The organism is Mesorhizobium sp. M4B.F.Ca.ET.058.02.1.1 (assembly GCF_003952505.1).
Taxonomy (GTDB): Bacteria; Pseudomonadota; Alphaproteobacteria; order Rhizobiales; family Rhizobiaceae; genus Mesorhizobium.
Genome location: NZ_CP034450.1, coordinates 5,939,023 through 5,963,144 on the forward strand (window position 1 = coordinate 5,939,023; position 24,122 = coordinate 5,963,144).

Sequence of the window (24,122 nt, forward strand, 5' to 3'; positions counted from 1 at the left end):
TCATGGCGATTCCCATAGCGGCGAATGGTCGGCCGCGCAACTGGATTCCACGAGGCTGGTAAAAGCCTCGCTCGCTTAGTCCTCCAGCGTCCCCGACCTTGCATCGTCGCTTCTCCTGTCGCCAACCAGCTTCAGCAGGTCCTCGCCGGCGCGGATGATGCGCCGCGAACGCCTCGTCAGGATGAGGCCGGCCTGGGGCGCGAACACTTCCGTGCTGCCGCCCGTTTCGCCCGGGGCGTGGACGATTTTGGCGAGCCGCGCGCCCTTGGCGACGCGGTCGCCGGGCTTCACGTCATAGACGACCGCGCCACCCTTCGGCGCCGGCATCATGTCGATGTTTTCCAGCGGCGCCACGGTGCCGGTGAAGGGGCCGGGCGTGGCCAAGGCGGGGTCGGTGACAACGCCGCGCGCGACCAGCAGCCGATAGAGCCCCTCGGCATCGGAAGCGGCCAATTCGCCGTCGACGTCGAGCACGCCGCGATATTCGACCGTGGTGGCGACCCGCCGGTCGAAACGCGCCACATCCGCCGGGACATTCTGATAAGGCATGATCGAGGCGCCCTCGAAGGTGCCGTCGGTGTCCTCGTTCCACAGCAGCACCGCATCGACGCCCATGGCCGCCGCGCAATCGGCCATCGCCGGCCACAGGCTGGCGTGGATGTAGAGGTAGGGCAGGCCCTCGTCGTCGCAATGCAGGTCGAGCACGATGTTGTGGCCGAGCGAGAGCTGCAGCAGCCTGATCTTCAGCCGTTGGTCGGGCGTGCCGAGCCTGGTATCGGGCAAGAGCGAAGCGTCCGGTGCGGCAAGCAGCGGAAAGCCGCGGTTGAAGTTGTTGCGCGTGCCGAGATGGAAGCGGCCCTGATGTTCGCCGAAATGGTACTGGGCGCGACCGATCGGGTTGGCCCAGGGCACGATGGTGATGTCGCCCCTGATGCGGCCCTCGGCCTCGGCTCTTGCGAGCATCGGCATCAGCGCGTCGATGGCGACCACGCCCGGCAGTTCGCCGGCATGGAGCGCCGCCTGCAGATAGGCCGAAGGTCCCGCCTTGTCCGTTCCCGCGAAGCGGATCACCGGAAATTCGTAGGAAATGCCCTCGCCTTCGCCAGCGATGCGTTCGATCGTTTTCTGCATGGAGGCCTCCGGGAAAGAGGCGAACCCATGCACTTTTGCGATTGCGCTGTCGATTGGTCCAGGCCGAGGCGCTATGGGCGCAAACCACGCCGATGGCGGCTCTAGGCCAGCGGCTTCAGCTCCTGGGCTATGGTCGGCAGAAGCTCGGAGACGTTGGGGTGGATGTGCATGGCACGCGCCAGCGTCGATATCGGCGCCTTGGCATACATCAGGTCGAGCACCGAGTGGATCACCTCGTCGCCGCCCGGTCCGAGCACCGAGCAGCCGAGGATCTCCCCGGTGTCGGCGTCGGCCAGGATCTTCATGAAGCCCTGCGTCTCGCCCTTTTCCACGGCGCGGCCGACGCGGGTCATCGGCCGCTGGCCGACCAGCGCGCGGCGGCCGGATTTCCTCACCGCGGCCTCGGTCATGCCGCAGCGGCCGAGGGGCGGATCGATGTAGAGCGCATAGGCCTCGATGCGGTCGCTGACCTTGCGCGGATCATTGTCGAGCAGGTTGGCGGCGACGATCTCGAAATCGTTGTAGGAGGTATGGGTGAAAGCGCCCTTGCCGTTGCAATCGCCCATCGCCCAGATGCCGGGCACGCCGGTGCGCAACTGGTCGTCGACGACGATGAAACCGCGCTTGTCGACCTCGACGCCGGCCTTGTCGAGGCCGAGATCGTCGGTATTGGGGTTGCGGCCAAGCGCCAGCAGCACATGCGAGCCGATCGCCGGCGGCTGATCGGCGGAAAAGGTGACGGCGACATCGCCGCCCTGCTTGGCAAAACTGATGTCGTCGGCGCCGAGATGCACCGTGATGCCTTCGTCCTGGAGGATCGACAGGATGGCGGCCGAGACGTCCTCGTCCTCGCGACCGGTCAGCCGCGGGCTCTTCTCGATCACCGTCAGCTCGGATCCGAAGCGGCGGAACATCTGCGCGAATTCGAGCGAGATGTAGCTGCCGCCGACGACGACGAGATGGCGGGGCAGCACGTCGAGATCCATCATCGAGGAATTGGTGAGGTAAGGCACCTCCTCGACGCCGGGCAGGTCGGGAACGGCGGCGCGGCCGCCGGTGTTGAGGAATATCTTCGGCGCGGTCAGCAGTTCGTCGCCGACGCGCACGGTGTTGGCGGATTCGAAACGCGCATGGCCGCGGTAGAGCGTGCACTTCTCCATGCCGGCGATCCAGGTTTCCAGCCCTGTGCGGGAAGCGCCCGACACCTTGTCCTTGCGCGCCTTGATCGCTTTGTAGTCGACGCCCACCGGGCCGGATAAGGTCACGCCATAGTCGGCGGCGCGGCGCGCGAGATGGGTGGCGTAGGCGCTCGCCACCATCGTCTTGGTCGGGATGCAGCCGGTGTTGACGCAGGTGCCGCCGACGAGCTTGCGCTCGACCAGCGCCACGCTCATGCCGGCCGCGTTCAGCCGGCCGGCGAGCGGCGTGCCGGCCTGGCCGGCGCCGATGATGATGGCGTCGAAGGCCTTGGCCGTCATGCCACGGCCGCCACGATCAGCAGGCCGCCGATGATCGCCGCGGCGTCCTCGATGAAGGCAGCGGGCGGGTCCTTGCCGAAAGCCGCCGCCAGTCGGCCGCGGAACTCGGCGCCGCCGAGCGTGCCGATCACGGCGCCGATGGCGCCGGCAATCAGGCCACCGATGATGGCGCCGCCGGTCGCGCCGAACACCGCGCCGCAAAAGGCGCCGATGATGACGCGGGCGCCGAACTGCTGCGGCACCTTGCGGCTCGGCGTCGACGGCAGCTGGTCGGTGATCAGCTCGACGACCCCCAGGATGGTGGAAATGCCGAGGGCGATCCAGTGCCCCATGAAACTCGCCCAGGTGCCGGCGACCGGCAGCCAGCCGAGCCAGGCGCCCCAGGCGGTGACGGCAAGTGCCGTTCCGGCGCGGAGCCCGGCAACGACCCCGATCAGCAATGCAAGCAGATAAAGCATGATTGACCCCCTCGATGTCAGGACCTCGCACTGTCCGGCGCGAGCAAGCTAGCATAGGCCGGACATTTGGCCAGCAGGCTTTCGCCCAGCAAAGGATTGTGCTTTGGCAGTAATTCGATGGAGACGCGGCCATGACGGCAAGTGAGCGCATGAAGATGGCGGCGGGCGAGTGGTACACTTGCCTCGATCAGGAACTGGAAGCGCTGCGCGTCGCCGCGCGCGATGCGGTGTTCGAGCACAACGGCCTGCCGCCCCGGCAACGCGGCGACATCGGCCCGGCATTGCGGTCATTGTTGGGAAGCACGGGCGAGGGGGCGCGCATAGAGGGGCAGTTCCACTGCGCCTACGGGTTCAACCTCTTTCTCGGCGATGGTGTCTTCCTCAATGCCGGCTGCACGGTCCTCGATACGGCGCCGGTGCGCATCGGCAAGCGGACGTTGCTCGGGCCTAATGTGCAGATCTACTGCGCCGAGCATCACAGGGAGGCTGCAGCAAGGCAGGCGGGGCTGGAGATCGCCAAGCCGGTGACGATCGGCGCCGATGCCTGGATCGGCGGCAGCGCCATCATCCTCGGCGGCGTCACGATCGGCGATGGTGCCATCGTTGGCGCTGGCGCCGTGGTTACCCGCGACGTCGCAGCGAACACCACGGTGGTCGGCAATCCGGCGCGTCCGGTCAGGCAGCGTTGAGCGGCTTGCCCGTTCGGGTCAAAACATTGCGGCGTGTGTCGGCCTTTTGGCGCCGGCACTCCTGGAGAACTCGCGCCGATATTGCATCGGCGAGGTCTTGAGCCGCGCCGAAAAATGCTGGCGCAGCGAGGTGGCGCTGCCGAAGCCGACTTCGAAGGCCACCGTATCCATCGATTTCTCCGTCGCCTCCAGCAGCCTCTGCGCCAGCGCGATCCGCTGGTCGGCCAGCCAGTCGCCGAAGCTGGTGCCGATCGACTTCTGGAAGCGGCGCGTGAAGGTGCGGCGGGTGAGGCCGGCCGCCTCGGCGACGCTGTCGAGGCTGTGCGCCTCGCCGAGCGTCGCCCGCACCTTGTCGAGGGCCTGCGCGAACCGGTCGGCGGTCGAGGTCGGCGCCAGCGGGCGCTCGATGAATTGCGCCTGGCCGCCTTGCCGGTGCGGCGACAGCACGACGTGGCGGGCAAGCCGCAACGCCACTTCCGCGCCGTAGCGGGCGCGCACGATATGCAGGCAGCAGTCGAGGCCGGCGGCGACACCGGCCGAGGTTACGATGTCGCCGTCGTCGACATAGAGCACGTCGGCATCGACGGCGATGTCGGGATGGAGCGTCTGCAGCCTGTCCGTATAGGCCCAATGCGTCGCTGCCTTGCGTCCGCCGAGCAGTCCCGCGGCGGCGATGGCGAAGGTGCCGAGGCACAGTCCCACGATCAGCGCGCCGCGCCGGTGGGCGCGGCCGAGCGCCTCGACCAGCACCGCCGGAAGCGGGTCTTCGAGATCCTTCCAGCTTGGAATGATGACGATGTCGGCATCGTCGAGTGCCGCAAGCCCATGCGGGACGGCGATGGTCAGCCCGGCGTCGGTGTGGATCGGTCCCTCCTCCATGGCGCAGACGCGGAAATCGAAGCGCGGCAGGCCGAGCCTGGTGCGGTCCGTGCCGAACACGAGGCAAGGCACGGAGAGGTGGAAGGGGCTGATGCCGTCGAAGGCGATGACGGCGACGATCGGGTCGGCCATGGGAGCTCCGGGAGAAAACAGACAAGATTGTCCCAATTCTTTCGAATGAAGTCAATCGGGACACTTTTGCCGCGTTGGCGCCGGGCCTAGCTTCTGCCTATCAACCCGGTCGAAAGGAGATCGCCATGTCCGCACCAGCCATTAGCACCCAGCCGCGCCGCGCCCTCGTCGTCGTCGACGTCCAGAACGACTATGATGGCGGCAATCTCGCCATCCAGCATCCGCCGTTCCGCGACAGCGTCGTCAATGTGGCGCACGCCATGGACGCGGCGGCGGAAGCCGGCGTCAAGGTAGTGGTCATCAAGCAGATGGCGCCGGAGACCTCGCCGATCTTCGCCAAGGGAAGCCATGGCGGCGAGCTGCATCCCGAGATCGCCAGGCGAAGCCGCGACCATTATGTCGAGAAGACGCTGCCCTCAGCCTTCACCGGCACCGATCTCGAGGCGTGGCTGCGCGCCAATGCCATCGATACGATCGCGGTCGTCGGCTACATGACGCACAATTGCGACCTGTCGACCATCATCCATGCCGTGCATATGGGCTTTGCTGTGGAGTTCCTGTCCGACGCCAGCGGCTCGGTGCCTTACGCCAACAGCGCCGGCTATGCTTCTGCCGAGGACATCCACCGCGTGGTCACCATCATCCTGCAGTCGCGCTTCGCGGCGGTGCTCAAGATCGCCGAGTGGGTCGACTGCCTGAAGACCGGCGCTTTGCCGGAACGCGACACGATCTTTGCTTCCAACCAGCGCGCGCTGGCGCGCAATGCAGCTTAGCCGCGCTCAAATCCGCAAATGAAAAGGGCGCCGCGAAAGCGGCGCCCTTTGTTTTCGCAGCCGAAAGGAAGCCTAGAACAGGCCTTCGATCTGGCCGGCCTCGTTGAGGAAAATCTTTTCGGAGGACGGCGCCTTGGGCAGGCCGGGCATGGTCATGACCTCGCCGCAGATGATAACGACGAAGCCGGCGCCGGCCGAGAGCCGGACCTCGCGCACCGGCACGGTGTGGCCGGTCGGCGCACCGCGCAGGTTCGGGTCGGTCGAAAACGAATACTGGGTCTTGGCCATGCAGACCGGCAGGTTGCCGTAGCCGGCCTGCTCCCAGGCGTGCAGTTGGTCGCGGATCGACTTGTCGGCGATCGCCTCGTCGCCGCGGTAGATGCGCTTGACGATGGTGTTGACCTTTTCGAACAGCGGCATCTCGTCGGGATAGAGCGGCGAGAACTGCGAGGCGCCGGACTCGGCGATCTCGACGACCTTCCTGGCGAGGTCCTCGATGCCGGCCGAGCCTTGCGCCCAGTGCTTGCACAGGATCGCCTCGGCGCCCTGCGCCTTGACGAAGTCCTTCATCGCCTGGATTTCGGTCTCGGTGTCGGTGGTGAAGTGGTTGATCGCCACCACCGCCGGCACGCCGAACTGCTTAACGTTCTCGATGTGGCGGCCGAGGTTGAGGCAGCCCTTCTTGACCGCCTCGATGTTCTCCTTGCCGAGGTCTTCCTTCTTGACGCCGCCATTCATCTTCATGGCGCGCACGGTGGCGACGATAACGGCGGCCGCCGGCTTGAGGCCGGCCTTGCGGCACTTGATGTCGAAGAATTTCTCGGCACCGAGGTCGGCGCCGAAGCCGGCTTCAGTGACGACATAGTCGGCGAGCTTCAGCGCCGTCGTTGTGGCGACGACCGAGTTGCAGCCATGGGCGATGTTGGCGAACGGACCGCCATGGACGAAGGCCGGGTTGTTCTCCAGCGTCTGCACCAGGTTGGGCTGCATGGCGTCCTTCAACAGCACCGCCATGGCGCCGTCGGCCTTGAGGTCGCGGGCATAGACCGGCGACTTGTCGCGGCGGTAGGCGACGATAATGTCGCCGAGGCGCTTCTCGAGGTCCTTGAGGTCGGTGGCAAGGCACAGGATCGCCATCACTTCCGAGGCGACGGTGATGTCGAAGCCGCCTTCGCGCGGATAACCGTTGGCGACGCCGCCGAGCGAACAGATCATCTCGCGCAGCGCCCGGTCGTTCATGTCCATGACGCGGCGCCAGGCGACGCGGCGGGTGTCGATGCCGAGTTCGTTGCCCCAGTAGATGTGGTTGTCGATCAGCGCCGACAGCAGATTGTGCGCCGTGGTGATGGCGTGAAAGTCGCCGGTGAAGTGGAGGTTCATGTCCTCCATCGGCACGACCTGCGCGTAGCCGCCGCCGGCGGCGCCGCCCTTGACGCCGAAATTCGGGCCGAGCGAGGCTTCGCGGATGCAAACGACCGCCTTCTTGCCGATGCGGTTCAAGCCGTCGCCGAGACCGACGGTGGTCGTGGTCTTGCCTTCGCCGGCAGGGGTCGGGTTGATGGCGGTGACGAGGATCAGCTTGCCGTCCTTGTTGCCCTTCACCGACTTGATGAACTCGGCCGAGACCTTGGCCTTGTCATGGCCGTAGGGCAGGAGATGCTCGGTCGGAATGCCGATCTTGGCGCCGATCTCCTGAATCTGTTTCTTCCTGGCGGCGCGCGCGATCTCGATGTCGGACTTCACTTCGGCCATGACGGCTTTCCTCTGGATTGGTCGGTGGAGGGGACGGGTTTGATCATCTGTGCATGTTCGAGACGCCGTGCGGGCGTGAGGGCATGTTCTAACCCTGTCGCTGTCGCGGCGTCAACTTTCATGCAACTATGTTTCCTGCGAAGAAAGAGTGTTCCTGCTGCCGGGCCGTTTGCGGTCGGCTGTATGGAGCCCGGTCGTTGCGCCGTATAGAAGCCAGAGCGGATGCCCCGCCGCCGTCCCAAAACAGCCGCGCAATGCACCGAATGCGACAGGGGCGACGGCGCAAATCCGCCAGCCCCTTGGCGAGAGGGGTGCGGCTACTGCGTCAGCACGTTGCTGATCTCAACCATGTTGGAGCGCACCCTCAGCACGTAGAAACCCATCGTGGTCAGGTGCGTCGGCAGCAGCCAGCCGTCCTCGCGGCCGTTGGCGATGATGAGGGGCTGGATGCGCAGAGCCGAGACGAATTGCGAATCCATCGTGTCCCACAGGTTCTGCAGGTGCTTTTCCTTGATGACATCCTCGAAGTCGGCCTGGGCGGCCTTCATCAGGCCGTAGTAGCCATAGAGCTGGCCGTAGGCGAACCAGAAGCGGTCGTCGGCGCGGAAATCGAACCAGCCATCATTGTGGTTCTCAGCGCGCTCCTTGAGGATTGCCGAGGTCGAGCCGATGTCGGACGAAATGCGGTCGATATATTGCTTGAGATTGTCGGCGCGGGCGTCGAACGTCGCCTGGCAGCTGGCCAGCCTTGCGTTGAAGGAGCGCAGCTTGCGCACGGCATCGCGATAGTAGCTCGGGGTCGGCGTCTTCGGACCGAATGGATTGAGGCCGAAGTACCAGGTCTCCTCGTCGAACTGCAGATTTCCGCGCGCATCCTGGAGATCGGCGTCGATCTGCGAGGTCGTGCGCACGCGGCCCAGATTGTCGGCAAGCTCGGTCGCGGTGCGCCGCACCGCCTGGTTGATGCCGCGCTGGAAGGAGGCCTTGTTGTCCATCCATGGCGTGTGGTCCCAGTCGATGCCGAACAGGCCGAGCTTGTAGAGGATCATCGATGAGATCCAGGCATTCTGGTTGACGTTGAAGTCGGTCAGATCGGCCGCCACCTGGGCGATCGCCGAGTTACCGCAGGTCTTGGCCGTATCGGTGCCCGCGCCGGCTGAGACTTGCTCGCCGGCCGACACGTTGCGCTTCTCGAACGTATAGGTATCGGGATAGTTCGGGTTGAATTTGGTCCACCACTGGGTGGCGTAGAAGAAATTGGCGTAGAGGCCGATGAGCACCAGCAAGGCGAGGCCAACCACCGCCTTCAGGATCCAGCCGCGCTGCCCATACCAGCGGCCGGCCCACATGAAAGGCCACAGGATCACGCCGACGAGAAGACCAATGCCGCGGCCGATCCACTGGAAGATCTGGGTGAAGAAACTCACAATCGGGTCAAGCATGGCTCTCGTCACCCCTCAATCAGTCAAGCCGTAGAGGCGTGTGCGAAACGCCGCCTTGTCTTTCAAATATGTGGTTTTCAGAACGTCCACAACATGCGATCGCCAGGCGTCGCTGAAGCCGTCATAGTCCCTGTAGAAGCCGGGCTTGTTGAAGACGTAGCGCGAGACGAAGTCCTGCGGCACGAAGTCGGAGATCAGCTGATTGGTCAGCCAGGCGTCTGGATGATCGGGCCTGGCGCGGATCACCAGGAAGCGCTGCTGCGGGAACACGTCCTCGATCTTGAGATGGCCATATTGGGCGATCTCGCGCTTGGCGGCGTTGAGGAAGGGGAAATTGCCGTCCTTGGTGATCAGGTCGGTATGGCCGTGGATCCAGGTCTGCAGCCAGACCTTGTCGACGTCCGTCAGATTGCGGTTCGGCTCGGCGTCGCGGATCAGCGCGCGCACCACCATTTCGGCGCGATGCTCGAGATAGCCGGATGACTCGATCCAGGAGGCGCGCGGCAATTCGATGCGGCCGGTGGCGGCGAGGAACTTGAACACCTTGTCGGCGTCCCTGATCGAAAGATAGCTCACCTGCCACGGCCGCGAGCGGCGGAAACCGGGCGCGGCCGGGTCGCTGATCACCGTCGTCATGTCGGGATCGACGAAGACGTAGAGGCCGCCGAAATGGCTGGTCCAGTAGGCGTTATGGCGGAAGATCACCTGGTCCGGCACCAGCGCGTTCTCGCGGATGTCGCCGCAGACCTTGGCGAGCTCGACCATACGCTCAAGCATGGCGTTGTCGCGCCAGGCGTCGGGCTCCTGCTTCAGCCGGTCGACCAGCTTGCCGAGCTCGGCCGCCTTGCCGAGCACGTCCTCGGCCGACAGCACCTTGAACTCGACCTGGTTGATCGACAGCAGGTCCTCGATGTCGTTGACCTTGGGGACCGAGTCCTCGATCTCGCCGTAGATCACATCCTTGATGGTCAGTGCGTCGATGGCGCGCCGGTTCTTGGACATGAACTCGAACATCAGCTGCGAGGTATTGGAAAAGGCGGTGTGGACCACCGGCAGGTCGATCTGCGACGGCGTCAGGATGATGAAGCGGCGATTGACCTCGTTGGGGTCGAGGTAGTCGTAGTCGCCGCATTCGTCGGCGATCTCCGGCGAGAAGCCGGTGCGGTCGATCTGGAAGCTGTTCAGCCTGGTGGGATTGAGGCCGAAGGCGACGAGGGCCTTGTTGTAGCGCTGGATGAGGTGCGGTTCGTCGACGGTCAGCAGCCTGCCGTAGATCAGTTCATTGTCGCGCAGAAGGTCGGGTTTCTTGGCGGGGTGGGTCATTTATGCCTTCTCCCCGTTCACGGGGAGAAGGTGCCCGAAGGGCGGATGAGGGGCGGCGCAAACGCTCATCATCTTTGCTCCGACGTGGCGACCGGCAGAAATCTCACATCGATACCAATCATTTGCGATCTAGCCGGCCATCAAGGGCTGCGATGATCGTATCAAGCACGCTCGCGCGGCTGGTCAAAACATCCGCGTGCCAAACTCTCAATACCGACCAACCATTTCCATTCATCGTCTCATCTCTGTATCGATCCCGAGACCGACCCGCATGCTGGCTGCCGTCGACTTCCACGACCAGATTAGCTTCACGACAGGCGAAGTCTGCGAAATAGGGCCCAATCGGTAGTTGGCGAACAAACTTGTGGCCGTTCAATCGCCGTCCACGCAGTTCATGCCACAGCATTTCCTCAGCATCGTTTTCAACCTTCCGTAGCTCACGGGCCCTCGTGACCTTGGGCTCATTTCTTCCACGCATGGCGCTGCCCCTCATCCGCCCTTCGGGCACCTTCTCCCCGTGAACGGGGAGAAGGAAGATTAAGCATTCCATAGCCCCTTCTTCTTCATCTCCTCGATTTCGCGCACGGCGCGGTCGCGCAGCCTGGTGTCGCGGATCATCTTAGTCACGGCGGCGTCGTCGGACTTGTCGGAATAGCGGAATTCCGAGTCGGCGTAGCGGTTGATCTCCTGCATGACCATGTCCATCGAGAACGGTCCGCGCAGTTCCTCGATCATTGCCTTCTTGTCGTCGTAGCTCTTGTGCATGAAGGCTTCCGGCTTCTCGAACCATTCGTCGGGCAGCTCGATGTCCATGGCGCGCATCTTGATGGCGTCGGTGACGTTCTTGATGGCGCGGCCGGTGAAGCGCGGCTCGGCATCCTTGATCATGTGCAGGTACGTGCCGATGTCGGCCATCGATTTCGGCGCGCCATTCTCCTTCATGTAGCGCTCATAGACCTTGATCAGCCCATCTTCCTGCGGCTTCTCATGCTCCTCATAGGCCTCGGTCACGGCGCGCTGGATCTCCTGCGCGGCATAGAGCTTGTGGTCGCCGAGCGGGATCTTGTGGTTCTTTCCGGCGAGCAGCACGAAGATGTCGATATAGTCGTCGCGGGTCTGCGGCCCATCGACCAGCCAGCGGGCGCCGGCGCGCTGGCGCAGCGCGTCGTCGACATTCTCTGGATAGTTGGAGAACATGCCGAAGGCGCAGTTGCCGCGCACCACCGTGCCGGCACCGGCAAAGGCGTCCATCAGGACGCCGGTGATCTCCTGCTGGCCGGCGGAGGCGCGATCGTCGGAACGCCGCGCCGCCACCTGGTCGATATCGTCGATGGTGCCGAAGCCGATGACGCGCGGATTGAGCACGTTGTTGATGAACTGGCGGCAGTTCTGGCCGGACTTGCCCTGATAGGACGAGATCTGGTCGACGCCGAAATTCTCGTAGGCGAAGGGATAGCCGGCAACCTGGCAGTAGTCGTGGACGAGGCCGGCGATCATCTGGATCAGCGTCGTCTTGCCTGTGCCCGGCGCGCCGTCGCCAATGAAGGTGAACAGGAAGCCACCGAGCTCGACGAACGGGTTCAGCTCACGCTCGAAATCGTAGGCCATCAGCATTTTGGCGAGCCTGACCGACTGGAATTTGGCAATGTGGTTGCCGACGACCTCCTCCGGTTTCTTGAAGGTCATCACCAGCGGCTTCGAGCGCTTGCCGGGCGCGACGTCGAAACCGTCGAGGGTGAAATCGTCGACGTCGATGCGGATATGGGCGTTCTCGAACGGGCCGATGCCGTCGAAGCGGCCTTTTCTCGCCAGGAGCCCGTCGATGGCGACGCGGGCGAAGGCGCGCGCCCGCGTCATCAGATCGGCATCGTCCTTGGAGCCGGCAATTGCCTTGTCGAGGCCGGCAATGATCGACTTCACCGCGTCCTGCTGCGTGTCGAACAGGAAGTCGGGCTCGGCGATGTCGTTGGGCGCCTCTCCGTCGCTGTCGATCAGTTGGAAGAGGTACGAGGCGAGGCTGAAGGCGGAAATGTAGGCCGAGGCCGACAGAAGCTTCTTGAAGGTCGCGGCTTCGTCGCCCTCGAGCGGCGCGCGGGCGTTCTTGGCCTGCAGGCTCTCGAGGTCGGAGCCTTCAGCGAAGACGTCCGAGATGGCGAGCGCGATCGCCAGGCCGCGCCGGGCGCGAAACAGCAGCGTGTGCTGGGGAATGGTGAGCAACTGGTCGTCGGGGTGGACGGCGGCGACCGTCTTCGACAGCTCGACCTCGCGCGTGCGGCGCACCGAACCGACCGACACCGTCGAGACGAAGCGGCGGTTGGTGCCGGCGAGCGCGGTGCCGGATTCGCGGGACGGATCCTCCAGCACGACGATGCGGGTAATGAAGCTTTGCGCGGTGGCGCGGTGCTTTTCGATCGCAGCTTCCGAGATCGTGGTCAGGCCGGTGTCCATGAAGGATGCTCCGTGGTGTGACGGTCAGACGTCTGAGATGACCTGTCCGTTGGACAGGATGTGGACCTTGTAGCCGGAAAAGATCTTCTGCGCCTCGCCGGCGGCATAGAGCGCCTGATAGGCCTCGTGCGGGATCAGCGCATGGTTCTCGTAGCTCGACACGCCCTGGCGCGCGGCCTCCAGATCGTCGGTGTTGATGAAGAATTCCTGCGTCGTCTTCTCGCTCGAAAACAGGCCCTTGCGGCCGGGCTTCTCCGATTTGGAAAAGATCTCCTGGATGGTCCAGGTGAGCAGCCAGGCGTTTTCCGGCCTGCGCACTTTGGCCAGCACCTCGGTCACCGTCGAATTGTTGTCGGTGATGCCCGCCGAATAGAAGGGGCCGAGCACGACGCGGCGGAGCTGCTTCGGACGCAGCGGCTCGAAATCCTTGTCGAGATTGACCGCGATCGTCGCCGGCGACAGCGTATAGGCCGAATTCTTCTCGGTGAAATCGTCGAAGCGGTGGGCAAGCTCGGGATTGAGCAGCCCGTCGACCGGCAGCGGGATGTCGACCCGCTCGTTCAACTTGCCGTTGGCATCGACGAGCTGGCGCACCATGCTCTCCGAGGAATCCTCCACCGTCACCATATAGATCAACGGCAGGTTGGCGCTGCCGTCGAAGCAGGCCCAATGCACCAGGTAATAGGGTCGAAAGGTCTTGGGGTTGACCGAGACCTTCGCCGTCTGCGCCAGCGTGAACGGGCCGAAGGTCTGCTCGCTCCTGACGTCCTCCAGATAGAGCCGCTCGGCCATCGACTTCTGCAGCGCCTCGGGAAATTCCTTGTGGCGCAGGATGAAGTCGGCCATTTCCTCGCGAAGCTCTCCGGCCTGCGGGATATTGGCCAGCCGGCTCTCCGCCTGACGGCGGTCGTTCTCGAGTTCGAGCAGGTTCTGGAATACCGGATAGCCGCTGTCGGCGCGCGAGATCCGGAACGTCTCCATGAAGCCGAGGCGGTTGCGCCAGCAGGAAAACGACTTGTCCAGCCGCGCAATGTATTCGGCGACAATCCTGGCGACGATGCCATGCCGGTAGAGCGGCGAGCGATCGTCGCGCATGAACACTTCCAGCCCGCTCAGCGCCGCCGTGATGGCGGAAAAGTAGCGCGCCGCGGCTTCATTTTCGGGGGTCATCGGACTGCCTTGGAGACGAACGCCTGCCGCCAACTACTGCTGTACGTAGTTGGCGGAATTGTGCTTCTTCATCACTTCGTCGAAGCGGCGGGCGAAGGCATCGTCGGCGAGCTTCTTGCGGCGCTGGATATCGGCCGAGGCCACCATGTTCTTCTCGTGCATTTCCAGCAGATCGCCAATGTGCTTCTGCGAGGCGGCGCCGATGCCGGCCATGGTCTCCTCCGCCGTGTTGTCGACCTGGCTGCCGAGCGTGTTGATCTTGTGGGCGACGTCCTGCTGGGCGGCGGTTTTCAGTGAGTCTTCCAGCGCCTTGTAGAGGACGATGCGCTGCTCGGTGTCGATGGTCAGCTTGTTGATCAGCGTCGATTGCGCCGCGATCTGGTTGTTGAGAGAGTCCACAAAGGTCTGGAACATCGAGGTGTAGCGCTCCAGCGTCTGGCTTTCGGCTAGCAATTCCTGCTCCTTGGCCTGCTTCTCATTGTATTCGGTCGCCATCTTCGAGCGCTCGCCTTCGAGCTCGGTGCGCTCCTTCTGACTGGTCGAGGCGGCGATCTTGTTCTCGATGTCGAGCAGCATCGGGTTGAGCTCCTCGATGCGCTTCTGCACCGCTTCAAGGTTGGACATCGTCGTCTTGCGGCGCTCGATCACTTGCGACAGGCTGGTCTCGGAGGTCTTGTAGCGCTGGTCGAGGATCTGCTTCTGCGCCTTTAGGATGCCGACAATGGTGTCGGATTTGGCCAGCAGTTCCTGCAGGTTGCCGGCCAGCGACATGTTGCGCACACGATCGGTGCGCATGCGCTGCTTGCGCTGCTCGGAGAAGACACCGACGAAATTTTCCCAGCCGGTGTAGCTCTTCATGCTCTCGAATTCGGCGCCGAAGACATTGGTGGCGTCTTCAAGGCCGATGATCAGGTCGGCGATGTTGCCTTCCATGATCTTTTGTTGCTTGAGCACATCCTCGATGCGGGCGTTTTCGATGTCGAAATTGGCGTCGCCGATCTTCTTGTCGGCCTGAGCGAGCGTGTCGAGCACCGTTCCGGACTGCTCGATCTTCGTGCGCATGTCCTGCACGACCTGCTTGGTCTTGGCAATCTCGGCATCGAAATTCTGCAATGTCGCCATAGGGGCCTCCCGCATCGGCATCGGTTTCGTGTCGGCGCGAATATATGTGGAGCATTCTGGGATTGAAAGACGCAAGACCAGAGGCGTCGCGAAAACAAAAGGTTTCGTTTCTCCCTTGAAAGACAAACGAACCGTGCTCATGGCGAGACTAGCAGCCCGCCGCGCCGGCGCATTTCTCTTGCAGCTCGACTCTCGCGCCACCGGACCGCCGGCGAAGCATTCGCTTGCCACCGGAACCATCGTCTGGATATTCGGCAAACAATTGCTGAGGAACCGGCGACTGCTGGGCAGCCGTGGGGATCAGGGCTTGGGGTCGGCCCTCAGATAGGCAATGACGTTGGCGATGTCGGCGTCGTTGGTCAGTCCGTTGAAGCCCATCTTGTTGCCGGGCACCTTCAGCTTGGGCGCGCGCAGGTAGAGCGCGAGATTGGCCTCGTCCCAGACCAGGCCGCCGGCGCCGGCATCCTTCATGGCCTGCGAATAGTTGAAATTCGCGGCCGTGCCCGCGGTGCGGCCGACGACGCCCAGAAGATGCGGGCCGACCTTGTCGTGGTCGGTCGTCGCGTCATGGCAGGCCATGCAGCGGTTGAAGACCTTCTTGCCAAGCGCGGCGTCTCCTGCGGCATGGGCTGCTGCGATGTCGGCGACGACAAGGACGACGGCGGACGAAATGGCTCGAAACATGGCGGACTCCTGGCTGGGGCACGTGAATAGGGCCCATGCCTTAACAAGCGCCGCATATGATGGCGGGATTGCGGAAGCGTTCAATCCGGCCGGCGCGCCATCAGATCCGCGACAGCTTGCAGGATTTCGCGACCGATCGCGGCCGAAGAATGTTTTTCGCTCACGAAGGCCCGGCCAGCGGCGGCCATTTCGGCGGCTGCCTCAGGCTGCGCGGCGAGAGACAGGATTTTTGCGCCCAGTTCGCCGGCGTCGCGGGCGGCAAGAAAATGCCGGCCGGCCTGCAGGCCGAGCCCCTCGACGGCCTTTTCCGTGGCGCAGACGACCAGCCCCGCCGCCATCGCTTCCAGCGCCTTGATGCGGGTGCCGCCGCCGTAGCGGAGCGGCATCGGCGCGTAGCCCGCCGAGGCGAGCAGGTCGTGCAGGCTGTCAGGGTTTTCTACAAGGCGAAGGCCGTGTTCGGCGCATATCCGGCGCACGAGATTGTCGGGGGTCTTGCCGGCGACGGTGATCGACCAGTCGCGACCCGAGGCGGCGAGATGCGGCGCCATCCTGCGGCCCATCTGTTTGACGGCGTCGATGTTGGGGAAATAGCCGAGATGGCCAACGAAGCAAAGGCGCAGTGCCTCGTATCGACGGCTCGTTGTCGGCAAGGAAAGCACGCTTTCTTCGGGGATCGGATTGGCGATCACCCTGACGTCGCCTGTAGGGCCGAGGGCGGAAAGCAGCGTCCGGTCGACCCCGGAGCAGACCCAGACCTGATCTGCCACCGCCGCCGCATGTCGGTCGGCGTCCCGCGCCTGCTTGATCCTGCGCCTGTTCTCGCGCACCTTCCGCAGCCGCTTCAAGACCGGCAGCCCGGCAATGCCGTCCGCCACCGTCTTGGAATCGATATCGTGCAGGTCAATGACAGTGCGCGCGCCATGCTGCGGCGCCAGGTCAAGCAATTGCGCAAGCACGATGTTTTCGACCACCACCAGATCGGGCGCGAAAGCCCGCCAAAGCGCGTCGGCTTCGGCCAGTTCGTCGGCCGGCATGATGCGCATGGTCGGATGTGGCCTGTGACTTTGCCAGGCGCCGTTGCGGCGCGCCGACTCGAGGGCAAGGTGCCTGACATTGGAGAGCCAGGTTTGCGCTGGCGAACCGGTCAGGCTTACGGTCAGAACCTCGCCGACCGCCGAGAGCGCCCGCGCGTTGGCCGCGCACCTGATCTCGCCGCCGGACAGTGGTGGGAACGGACAAGTGAGCGTGAACTGAAGGATTTTCATGCTGCCCCCGCGGACAACAGTAGTCCAAGGCGCTTGAGGCCGGAATAGCGCAAGTCAGCCGGCTCAGGTTCTGGCGAAGCCGATGAAGTCGTCGGGCGCGGCGCGGCCCATTTCCTCTTCCCAGTGGCGGCGGCAGAGAGAAACATAGACGTCCTTGCCGATCGCCACCTGCTCGCCCTGCCTTGCCACCTTGCCGTCAGGACCCAGCCGCACGACCATCGTCGCCTTGCGGCCGCAGCGGCAGATGGTGCGCACCTCGCGCAGGTCGTCGGCGATGGCCAGCAGCACTCGCGAACCGGAAAACAACTTGCCCTGGAAATCGGTGCGCAGGCCGTAACACATGACCGGTATGTTCAGCCGGTCGGCGATACGGGCCAGTTGCCAGACCTGCTCTTCCTCGAGGAACTGCGCCTCGTCGACGAAAATGCAGTGCACAGTGGTGTGCTCGTGGTGCTCAGCGACACGGGCGAACAGGTCGTCGCCGTCGCGAAACATCTCGGCCTCGGCCTCGAGGCCGATGCGCGACGAGATCAGCCCGCTGTCGCCCTTGCGATAGTGTCCAGCGATGAACAGCATGGTGGTCATGCCGCGCTCCCGGTAGTTGTAGGACGCCTGCAAGAGCATCGTCGTCTTGCCGGCGTTCATCGTCGCGTAGTTGAAATAGAGCTTGGCCATGCCGCCTTTTAAGCCGAGTTGCAGCACGGCGGGGAGGGGGCGCTGTCGCATTCCCCTGAAAAAGCCGCGCTGTCCGAAAAGCGTCGGCGTGTCGCTGATCGGCCAGCGCGCGCCGTTCATCGTGATGTGGCAACGCTTGAAACCGCAGCAAAATGGTGTTTGGCTGACGAAACAAGGCGGAGACACAGACCGTAACTTCGCCGTGCCAAAAAGAATCGCAATGGGAGATTATCAATGTCGCGTATGAATTCCTTCGTCGCCGGTCTTGGCCTGGCGGCTCTTCTGTCCACCACCGCTGCCTTTGCCGGCGATCCGGCGAGCTGCAAGGCGGTGCGCCTGTCCGATGTCGGCTGGACCGACATCCAGGCCACCACCGGCCTCGCTTCGGTGCTGCTCACCGCGCTCGGTTATGAGCCGCAGGTGATCCAGCTTTCGGTGCCGGTGACCTATGCGTCGCTGAAGAATAACGACCTCGATGTCTTCCTCGGCAACTGGATGCCGTCGATGACCAACGACATCAAGGACTACACCGCCGACGGCTCGGTCGAGACCATCAGTGAAAACCTCAGCGGGGCCGGCTACGGCATCGTCGTGCCGACCTATGTGGCGGACGCCGGCGTCAAGACGCTGACCGATCTCGGCAAGTTCAAGGACAAGTTCGGCGGCAAGATCTATGGCATCGAGGCCGGCAATGACGGCAACCGCATCATTCTCGACATGATCAAGAACCCGAAGGACAATCTGGAGGGCTTCGAGCTGGTCGAGTCCTCGGAAGCCGGCATGCTGACTCAGGCCGAGCAGTCGATGAAAAGCAATGAGTGGATTGCCTTCCTCGGCTGGACGCCGCATCCGGTGATGGGCGCCATGAAGATCACCTATCTCGAGGGCATGGGCGACAGCGGCTTCGGCGCAGCCACCGTGCATACCAACGTGCGCAAGGGCTACACCACCGAGTGCCCGAATGCCGGCAAGTTCATCGCCAACCTGAAGTTCAACCTGGACATGGAAGGCGAGATGATGGACGCGATCCTCAAGGGCGGCGACGCCAACACGGTCGCGACCGACTGGCTGAAGAAGCATCCCGATGCAATCGCCCCCTGGATCGCCGGCGTGACCACCTTCGATGGCGGCGACGCGGCGGCCGCGGTCAAGACCGCGCTCGGGAGCTGAGCCGACTTGCGTTCGGCGTGACCGATCAGGAAGGGCAGCCAATCAAGAATAGGCTGCCCTTTTTCTTAATGCGCGTCGCGCTGAGACGGATTCAAGCGACGCGCTTCAAAGTGTTTGTCCGCCTGTCGTTTCCCAAAACCGCTGCGCACTTTTGGGCGACATGCGTTAAGCTGTGAGAAGATGACCGTCCGGCAAAGGCGGCAAGTCAAAGAGGGGCGAGATGGATCCTATTTCGAAATTCCTGGTCGGCTACAAGATACCCATAGGTCAGTGGGGAAAGGCCTTCTTCGGCTTTCTCACCGATAATTTCGACACCATTTTCAGGGCCTTCTCCAACGGCCTCAATTTCCTGCTTGACGGGCTGGTGGACGGGCTGCTGCTGATACCGCCAGTTTTCCTCATCGCGTTGATCGCGCTGCTCGCCTATTTTCTGCAACGATCGAGAGGGCTGGCGGTAGCCGTCTTTATCGGGCTGCTGTTCATCCTGAACCAGAACCTCTGGAAGCAGACCGTGGAGACGCTGGTGCTGGTGGTTGCCGCGGCGGCCGCCTCGATGGCCATCGGCGTGCCGCTCGGCATCTGGGCCGCGCACAAGCCGAAGATCTACCGCTTCATGCTGCCGGTGCTCGACCTGATGCAGACGCTGCCCACCTTCGTCTACCTCATCCCGGTGCTGACCCTGTTCGGGCTTGGCAACGCGCCCGGCCTTATCGTCACCATCATCTTCGTCATTCCCACTCCGGTTCGTCTTACCCATCTCGGCGTCACTTCGGTGCCGAAGTCGATCGTAGAGGCCGGCGAGGCGTTCGGCGCCACCAAGAGACAGCTTCTCTGGAAGGTAGAGCTGCCTTCTGCCTTGCCCACGATCATGGCGGGCCTGACGCAGTCGATCATGCTGTCGCTGTCGATGGTGGTGTTCGCCGCCCTCATTGGTGCCGGCGGCCTCGGCACCGAAATCAACCGCGCGCTCGGCTCTCGCAAGATCGACCTCGGTCTCGAGGCCGGCCTCGCCATCGTCGTGCTCGCCATCGTGCTCGACCGGATGACCCGCATTGGCGTTGGAGGCAAGAAATGACCGTCGCCGTTGACTTCAAGAATGTCGACATCGTCTTTGGCGCTGACCAGGCCGGCTCGCTGGCGCTGATCGACCAAGGCGCCACCCGCGCCGAGATCCTCGAAAAGACCGGCAACGTGCTTGGCTGTGCGGGCGCCAGCCTGACGATCCATGAGGGCGAGATTTCCGTTCTCATGGGCCTGTCCGGCTCCGGCAAATCGACCCTGCTCAGAGCCGTCAACCGGCTCAACGTGGTGTCGCGCGGCCAGGTTCTGGTCAAGGACGGCGACCGTACGGTCGATGTCGTCACGTGCGACGAGGCGACGCTCAGGCGCCTGCGGCAGAAGCAGGTGGCGATGGTGTTCCAGCAGTTCGGCCTTTTGCCGTGGCGCACGGTGGAGGAAAATGTCGGCTTCGGCCTCGAGCTCGCGGGCGTGCCGGAGGCCGAGCGCAAGGAGCGGGTCAGGAAGCAGCTTCAGCTCGTCCATCTCGACCAGTGGTCGAAGAAGTACGCGCATGAGCTTTCGGGCGGCATGCAGCAGCGCGTCGGCCTGGCCCGCGCCTTCGCCACCGAGGCGCCGATCCTGTTGATGGACGAGCCGTTCTCGGCGCTCGATCCGCTGATCCGCACCAAGCTGCAGGACGAATTGCTGCAGCTGCAGGCGGAACTGAAGAAGACCATAATCTTCGTCAGCCACGACCTCGAGGAGGCGCTGAAGATCGGCAGCCACATCACCATCATGGAAGGCGGGCGCATCGTGCAGACCGGCGCGCCGGAAGACATCGTGCTCAGGCCTGCCAACGACTATGTCCGCGATTTCATCGCCAACGTGAATCCGCTGTCGGTGCTGACGGCCTGGAACGTCATGCGCGACCGCCGCGACCTCGACCACGGCGAGGACGGCTGGGTATGGCTCGACCGGCGCAAAACGACGCGCTTCAAGATCGACGATCACGGGCTGGTGGCGGCCGCCGAACGCGACGGCAAGCCTGCGGTGTGGGTGTCCTGTGCCGATGTCGAGCGGCTGCCGGAGGAGACGGCGCAGGTCTTCTGGGCGACGCCTGGCACGTCGCTGAAGACGGTGATGCTGGCCATGCACCGCTCACAGACAGCGCCGGTGGCGCTGTTCGACGAGCAGTCGCGCTTCGTCGGCGCGATCGGGATCCGCGACGTTCTGAGCGCCGTGCTGCGGCGATAATCGCCCGCAAGTCGACGATGCCGCGGCCGAAGGTGCCGGCCGCGGATGCGCCGGTTGGCACCTTGGTACGACTGGCAGGGACGGGAACCGTGCCCTAGTATCATTCCTGCCGCGGCAAATCGCGCCGCGGGCGGCAGGCGCAAGGGGCATGCAGCAGGGATGATTTTCCGTCAGCTCTTCGATTCGGCATCGGGCACCTACTCCTATCTGCTGGCCAGCCGCCGGGGCGGCGAGGCGCTGATCATCGATCCGGTGCTGGAGAAGGTCGAGCGCTATCTGCAACTCGTCAACGAACTCGACCTCAAGCTGGTCAAGGCGGTGGACACGCATCTGCATGCCGACCACATCACCGGCCTCGGCGCGCTGCGCGACCGGACGCATTGCGTCACAGTGATGGGTGAGCAGACCAAGGCCGACGTGGTGTCGATGCGGCTTGCCGACGGCGACAAGCTTGCGATCGAGGGGCTAGCGCTCGACGTCATCTACACGCCCGGCCACACCGACGATTCCTACAGCTTCATCCTACCGGACCGGGTGTTCACCGGTGACACGCTGCTCATCCGCGGCACCGGCCGCACCGACTTCCAGAACGGCGATCCGCGCCAGCAGTACGAATCGATCTTCGGCCGCCTGCTCAAGCTTCCCGACGAGACACTGATCTTCCCGGCGCATGACTACAAGGGCGAGACGGTCTCGACCATCGCAGAGGAGAAAGCCTTCAACCCGCGCCTGCAGGTGAAGTCGGTGGACGAGTATGTCGAGATCATGAACAACCTCAAGCTCGCCAACCCGAAGATGATGGACGTCGCCGTGCCGGCCAACATGAAGGTCGGGCTGCATCAGGACGAGATCGCCGGGCGCGGCTGGTCTGTCACGGCGGACGAGGCGCTGGCGATTGTCGGCAGGCCGGACGTGGCTTTGATCGATTTGCGCGAGAGCGCCGAGCGGGAGCGGCATGGCGTCATCCCGGGCGCCATCCATCTGCCCTATCCCAGGCTGCAGGAGAACATCGCCGCCGGCGGCATGCTCAATGAGCTCGCCCGATCGACCAGCAAGCAGCTTTTGTTCTACTGCGCCTTCGGCGAACGCTCGGCGATGGCGGTGCAAGCGGCGCAGGACGTCGGCATCGCCAACGCCCGTCATATCCAGGGCGGCATCGACGCGTGGAGAAAGGCGGGCGGGCCGCTGTTGCGGTAGGCCGTGGCGGCGCAGCGCGGGGCGGATTTCAAAAGATCAATTCAGGCCGATGCGCCTGGCGCCGTGCCGGAACATGGCTTCGGCGTCCCGGTCGAAACGGAAGGTGGCGATGAAGTCGTCGGCACGATAGTCCGGCAGGGTCTTGCGGATTGCGGCGGCGAAAGTGCGCGCCTCGTCCTGCCGGCCGGCCAGCGCCAGGCAATGCGCGGCGATCGCCAGGATGATGATGTGGGCGTTGGGGCGGGCGGCAGCCTTCAGCGCCCATTCCGACGCCTCGCCGAACTCTCCAAGGCGGGCATGGGCCATGGCGCGGGCGCCCATCATGCCGAACAGCAGCGGGTCGAAGGGGCTGAGATGGCGCGAATGATCGGACGAGCCGATCGCTGAGCGCGGATCACCCGATTGCGAATGCACGAAGGACAGCGCGTAGTGGCCGAGCGCGAAATTGGGGCTGAGATCAACGGCCCGTTCCAGCTCGAGCAGCGAGCCGTCGCGTTCGCCGCGCAGCCACAGCGCCCGGCCCATGGCCCAATGCGCCGCCGGATTGTGTTCGTCGACCAGAAGACTTTGTCCGGCGGTTTCGAAGGCAAGCGCAGCTTCCTGGTCGCGGTCGCCCCAGCGCTGGAAGGCGTTCTGCCAGTGGGTGAAGGAGAGGCCGGCATAGGCGCGGGCAAAGGTCGGGTCCTGCTTCAGCGCCATGTCGAAGAACTGGTGGGCCAGCTCGTTTTCGGTCCGGGTGAAGCGGTACATGTGCCAGAGGCCGCGATGGTAGGCCTCCCAGGCGTTGAGCGAATTGGGCGCCTTCAGCATCGCCCGGTTGCGCTCGACCGTGGTGACCTCCGCCGCGATGGAGGACACGATGCTGTTGCCGATATCGTCCAGCACGACAAAGATATCGTCCGGCCGGTGCTCGAACGTCTCGGCCCAGACGATGCGGGCCGTGCGCACCTCGACCAGCTCGACCGCGACGATGATCCTGCCCGACAGGTTGCGGACGGAGCCGGTTGCCACGTAGTCGACATTCAGCCGGCGCCCGGCATCCTCGGGTGAGATGTCCTTTTCGGCCAAAGCGAAAACCGAGCCGCGGGCGATGACGAAGAAATCCCTGAGCTTGGCGAGGCGGGTGATGATGTCATGGGTCAGGCCGTCGGCCAGCCCACCACGAAAATCCGCGGTGCCGGCGTGCTCGACGAACGGCATCACTGCGAGCGAGGCGCGGCGTGTCGCCGATGTCTCGGGCTCGGCCGGAGCGACCGGTGCCTGGGGCACCGCAAACGCCGGCACGGATCGCACGGGTGGCGTCGCGCTGGACTGACGGGATCTTATTTCCTGCCATGCCTCGCGCAGGGGGGCGAAATCCAGCTCCTCCGACTCGAAGAGCCGCGCAGCGGCAGCCAGATGCTCCTCGCACGCGCCGATCTGGCCACGCCGCGCGCTGTTTTCCAGCAGCGCAAGATGAGCGCGGCTGTCGAAAGGGGCGAGTTCCAGCCATTTGTCGATATAGGCGCCTGCCTCGTCGGATTCGGCCGGAAGCAGGCCGATCAGATGCTCCAGTATGGCAACATGGCATGACCTGAAACGACGGCGCTGCGCCGTCAGCCAGCTGTTGAAATGCGGGCTGCGGTCGAGTTCCAGCCCGTCGAGGAAATCGCCGGTGAAAAGGTGGGAAAGCGTCCTCAGCCGCTCGAGGCCGAGGCTCTCGATGCCTTCGGCGACCGCCGCGGCGGCTTCCACGGCATCGATGCCAAGTGCGGCAAGACGAAGCGCGACGGTGTCGCCTTCGGTCTCGATCCGGCGCCGGCCCGGCTCGTCGAGCGCGCCGCGCAGCTTGCTGAGGCACCAGCGTAGCTCGCCGCGCGGATCGTTCGGCACATCCCACAAAAGCTCGCACAGGCGGCTGCGTCCGACCGGGTGCGGCGCAAGCGCCAGATAGGCAAGCAATGCACGCAGCTTGCGCGACGCCGGCAGCGCCACTGGCATGTCGTCGCGCGAAATCGCCAGCTGTCCGAGCAGCCGCACGGAAAGGCCGGCGGCAGTGCTTTTCAGGCTCTCTCGGGCGGATTCCACGTGCGTTTCCACGC

Annotated in this window: 22 protein-coding genes; 7 read left to right on the forward strand and 15 right to left on the reverse strand. The window is 64.2% G+C overall.

Features of this window, described 5'->3' with window-relative positions; translation table 11 throughout:
* Positions 1-75: 75 nt before the first annotated feature.
* From EJ073_RS28950 to EJ073_RS28960, 3 genes are all read right to left on the reverse strand, one after another.
* On the reverse strand, positions 76-1,131 hold the full coding sequence (locus EJ073_RS28950) for a succinylglutamate desuccinylase/aspartoacylase family protein (protein WP_126058622.1): 1,056 nt from the start codon (positions 1,129-1,131) through the stop codon (positions 76-78).
* A 101-nt stretch (positions 1,132-1,232) separates the two neighbouring features.
* Positions 1,233-2,609 (reverse strand): FAD-containing oxidoreductase, encoded by a 1,377-nt coding sequence (locus EJ073_RS28955; RefSeq protein WP_126058623.1) that lies wholly within the window; start codon positions 2,607-2,609, stop codon positions 1,233-1,235.
* Positions 2,606-3,067, reverse strand: a complete 462-nt coding sequence (locus tag EJ073_RS28960) for a DUF4126 domain-containing protein (protein WP_126058624.1) — start codon at positions 3,065-3,067, stop codon at positions 2,606-2,608. Before EJ073_RS28960 ends, EJ073_RS28955 begins: the two co-directional genes overlap by 4 nt.
* Positions 3,068-3,198: 131 nt before the next feature.
* Between EJ073_RS28960 and EJ073_RS28965 the strand changes: the two genes are divergently transcribed.
* Positions 3,199-3,756 (forward strand): sugar O-acetyltransferase, encoded by a 558-nt coding sequence (locus EJ073_RS28965; protein ID WP_126058625.1) that lies wholly within the window; start codon positions 3,199-3,201, stop codon positions 3,754-3,756.
* An 18-nt stretch (positions 3,757-3,774) separates the two neighbouring features.
* Here EJ073_RS28965 and EJ073_RS28970 read toward each other — a convergent pair whose 3' ends face one another.
* Positions 3,775-4,767, reverse strand: coding sequence for a helix-turn-helix domain-containing protein (locus tag EJ073_RS28970; protein ID WP_126058626.1), 993 nt, complete (start codon positions 4,765-4,767; stop codon positions 3,775-3,777).
* Positions 4,768-4,892: 125 nt separating this feature from the next.
* Between EJ073_RS28970 and EJ073_RS28975 the strand changes: the two genes are divergently transcribed.
* Positions 4,893-5,540, forward strand: a complete 648-nt coding sequence (locus EJ073_RS28975; protein WP_126058627.1) for a cysteine hydrolase family protein — start codon at positions 4,893-4,895, stop codon at positions 5,538-5,540.
* Positions 5,541-5,612: 72 nt separating this feature from the next.
* Here EJ073_RS28975 and EJ073_RS28980 read toward each other — a convergent pair whose 3' ends face one another.
* The 10 genes from EJ073_RS28980 to EJ073_RS29025 all read right to left on the reverse strand — a co-directional run bounded on the left by EJ073_RS28980 (position 5,613) and on the right by EJ073_RS29025 (position 17,421).
* Positions 5,613-7,292, reverse strand: coding sequence for a formate--tetrahydrofolate ligase (locus tag EJ073_RS28980; protein ID WP_126058628.1), 1,680 nt, complete (start codon positions 7,290-7,292; stop codon positions 5,613-5,615).
* Positions 7,293-7,609: 317 nt separating this feature from the next.
* Positions 7,610-8,734: a DUF2333 family protein gene (locus EJ073_RS28985; RefSeq protein WP_126058629.1), complete on the reverse strand. Its 1,125-nt coding sequence runs from the start codon at positions 8,732-8,734 to the stop codon at positions 7,610-7,612.
* A gap of 15 nt (positions 8,735-8,749) precedes the next feature.
* Positions 8,750-10,057 carry a DUF6638 family protein gene (locus EJ073_RS28990; RefSeq protein WP_126058630.1) on the reverse strand — a complete coding sequence of 436 codons (1,308 nt, stop codon included), beginning with the start codon at positions 10,055-10,057 and terminating at the stop codon, positions 8,750-8,752.
* 118 nt (positions 10,058-10,175) lie between these two features.
* The gene (locus EJ073_RS28995) at positions 10,176-10,535 is read right to left on the reverse strand and encodes a DUF559 domain-containing protein (RefSeq protein WP_189347315.1); all 360 of its coding nucleotides are present in this window, start codon (positions 10,533-10,535) and stop codon (positions 10,176-10,178) included.
* A 59-nt stretch (positions 10,536-10,594) separates the two neighbouring features.
* Positions 10,595-12,505 carry an ATP-binding protein gene (locus tag EJ073_RS29000; protein ID WP_126058631.1) on the reverse strand — a complete coding sequence of 637 codons (1,911 nt, stop codon included), beginning with the start codon at positions 12,503-12,505 and terminating at the stop codon, positions 10,595-10,597.
* Positions 12,506-12,529: 24 nt separating this feature from the next.
* A complete protein-coding gene (locus EJ073_RS29005) occupies positions 12,530-13,675 on the reverse strand; it encodes a hypothetical protein (RefSeq protein WP_126058632.1) in 1,146 nt (381 codons plus the stop codon).
* Positions 13,676-13,708: 33 nt separating this feature from the next.
* On the reverse strand, positions 13,709-14,797 hold the full coding sequence (locus EJ073_RS29010) for a hypothetical protein (protein ID WP_126058633.1): 1,089 nt from the start codon (positions 14,795-14,797) through the stop codon (positions 13,709-13,711).
* A 300-nt stretch (positions 14,798-15,097) separates the two neighbouring features.
* On the reverse strand, positions 15,098-15,481 hold the full coding sequence (locus EJ073_RS29015; RefSeq protein ID WP_126058634.1) for a cytochrome c family protein: 384 nt from the start codon (positions 15,479-15,481) through the stop codon (positions 15,098-15,100).
* A gap of 80 nt (positions 15,482-15,561) precedes the next feature.
* Positions 15,562-16,746, reverse strand: coding sequence for a glycosyltransferase (locus tag EJ073_RS29020; protein WP_126058635.1), 1,185 nt, complete (start codon positions 16,744-16,746; stop codon positions 15,562-15,564).
* 63 nt (positions 16,747-16,809) lie between these two features.
* Positions 16,810-17,421, reverse strand: coding sequence for a thymidine kinase (locus EJ073_RS29025; protein WP_126058636.1), 612 nt, complete (start codon positions 17,419-17,421; stop codon positions 16,810-16,812).
* Positions 17,422-17,509: 88 nt separating this feature from the next.
* On the opposite strand from EJ073_RS29025, the gene EJ073_RS31790 reads away from it, so the two are divergent.
* From EJ073_RS31790 to EJ073_RS29045, 5 genes are all read left to right on the forward strand, one after another.
* A complete protein-coding gene (locus EJ073_RS31790) occupies positions 17,510-17,668 on the forward strand; it encodes a hypothetical protein (RefSeq protein WP_189347317.1) in 159 nt (52 codons plus the stop codon).
* Positions 17,656-18,591, forward strand: coding sequence for a choline ABC transporter substrate-binding protein (gene choX / locus EJ073_RS29030; protein ID WP_126058637.1), 936 nt, complete (start codon positions 17,656-17,658; stop codon positions 18,589-18,591). Before EJ073_RS31790 ends, choX begins: the two co-directional genes overlap by 13 nt.
* Positions 18,592-18,811: 220 nt before the next feature.
* The gene (gene choW / locus EJ073_RS29035; RefSeq protein WP_126058638.1) at positions 18,812-19,666 is read left to right on the forward strand and encodes a choline ABC transporter permease subunit; all 855 of its coding nucleotides are present in this window, start codon (positions 18,812-18,814) and stop codon (positions 19,664-19,666) included.
* Complete coding sequence (gene choV, locus EJ073_RS29040; protein WP_126058639.1) at positions 19,663-20,844, forward strand: choline ABC transporter ATP-binding protein; 1,182 nt, start codon at positions 19,663-19,665, stop codon at positions 20,842-20,844. The genes choW and choV overlap by 4 nt, the downstream gene beginning before the upstream one ends.
* 159 nt (positions 20,845-21,003) lie before the next feature.
* Positions 21,004-22,041 (forward strand): MBL fold metallo-hydrolase, encoded by a 1,038-nt coding sequence (locus tag EJ073_RS29045; protein WP_126058640.1) that lies wholly within the window; start codon positions 21,004-21,006, stop codon positions 22,039-22,041.
* A gap of 36 nt (positions 22,042-22,077) precedes the next feature.
* On the opposite strand, the gene EJ073_RS29050 is transcribed toward EJ073_RS29045, so the two are convergent.
* Positions 22,078-24,021, reverse strand: coding sequence for a transcriptional regulator (locus tag EJ073_RS29050; protein WP_245455789.1), 1,944 nt, complete (start codon positions 24,019-24,021; stop codon positions 22,078-22,080).
* Positions 24,022-24,122 lie beyond the last annotated feature (101 nt).

What these genes read in the sequence shown, in the direction of transcription:
- EJ073_RS28950 (WP_126058622.1), bottom strand. Translation starts at nt 1,131, where the DNA reads ATGCAGAAAACGATCGAACGCATCGCTGGCGAAGGCGAGGGCATTTCC.
- EJ073_RS28955 (WP_126058623.1), bottom strand. Translation starts at nt 2,609, where the DNA reads ATGACGGCCAAGGCCTTCGACGCCATCATCATCGGCGCCGGCCAGGCC.
- EJ073_RS28960 (WP_126058624.1), bottom strand. Translation starts at nt 3,067, where the DNA reads ATGCTTTATCTGCTTGCATTGCTGATCGGGGTCGTTGCCGGGCTCCGC.
- EJ073_RS28965 (WP_126058625.1), top strand. Translation starts at nt 3,199, where the DNA reads ATGACGGCAAGTGAGCGCATGAAGATGGCGGCGGGCGAGTGGTACACT.
- EJ073_RS28970 (WP_126058626.1), bottom strand. Translation starts at nt 4,767, where the DNA reads ATGGCCGACCCGATCGTCGCCGTCATCGCCTTCGACGGCATCAGCCCC.
- EJ073_RS28975 (WP_126058627.1), top strand. Translation starts at nt 4,893, where the DNA reads ATGTCCGCACCAGCCATTAGCACCCAGCCGCGCCGCGCCCTCGTCGTC.
- EJ073_RS28980 (WP_126058628.1), bottom strand. Translation starts at nt 7,292, where the DNA reads ATGGCCGAAGTGAAGTCCGACATCGAGATCGCGCGCGCCGCCAGGAAG.
- EJ073_RS28985 (WP_126058629.1), bottom strand. Translation starts at nt 8,734, where the DNA reads ATGCTTGACCCGATTGTGAGTTTCTTCACCCAGATCTTCCAGTGGATC.
- EJ073_RS28990 (WP_126058630.1), bottom strand. Translation starts at nt 10,057, where the DNA reads ATGACCCACCCCGCCAAGAAACCCGACCTTCTGCGCGACAATGAACTG.
- EJ073_RS28995 (WP_189347315.1), bottom strand. Translation starts at nt 10,535, where the DNA reads ATGCGTGGAAGAAATGAGCCCAAGGTCACGAGGGCCCGTGAGCTACGG.
- EJ073_RS29000 (WP_126058631.1), bottom strand. Translation starts at nt 12,505, where the DNA reads ATGGACACCGGCCTGACCACGATCTCGGAAGCTGCGATCGAAAAGCAC.
- EJ073_RS29005 (WP_126058632.1), bottom strand. Translation starts at nt 13,675, where the DNA reads ATGACCCCCGAAAATGAAGCCGCGGCGCGCTACTTTTCCGCCATCACG.
- EJ073_RS29010 (WP_126058633.1), bottom strand. Translation starts at nt 14,797, where the DNA reads ATGGCGACATTGCAGAATTTCGATGCCGAGATTGCCAAGACCAAGCAG.
- EJ073_RS29015 (WP_126058634.1), bottom strand. Translation starts at nt 15,481, where the DNA reads ATGTTTCGAGCCATTTCGTCCGCCGTCGTCCTTGTCGTCGCCGACATC.
- EJ073_RS29020 (WP_126058635.1), bottom strand. Translation starts at nt 16,746, where the DNA reads ATGAAAATCCTTCAGTTCACGCTCACTTGTCCGTTCCCACCACTGTCC.
- EJ073_RS29025 (WP_126058636.1), bottom strand. Translation starts at nt 17,421, where the DNA reads ATGGCCAAGCTCTATTTCAACTACGCGACGATGAACGCCGGCAAGACG.
- choX (WP_126058637.1), top strand. Translation starts at nt 17,656, where the DNA reads ATGTCGCGTATGAATTCCTTCGTCGCCGGTCTTGGCCTGGCGGCTCTT.
- choW (WP_126058638.1), top strand. Translation starts at nt 18,812, where the DNA reads ATGGATCCTATTTCGAAATTCCTGGTCGGCTACAAGATACCCATAGGT.
- choV (WP_126058639.1), top strand. Translation starts at nt 19,663, where the DNA reads ATGACCGTCGCCGTTGACTTCAAGAATGTCGACATCGTCTTTGGCGCT.
- EJ073_RS29045 (WP_126058640.1), top strand. Translation starts at nt 21,004, where the DNA reads ATGATTTTCCGTCAGCTCTTCGATTCGGCATCGGGCACCTACTCCTAT.
- EJ073_RS29050 (WP_245455789.1), bottom strand. Translation starts at nt 24,021, where the DNA reads ATGCCAGTGGCGCTGCCGGCGTCGCGCAAGCTGCGTGCATTGCTTGCC.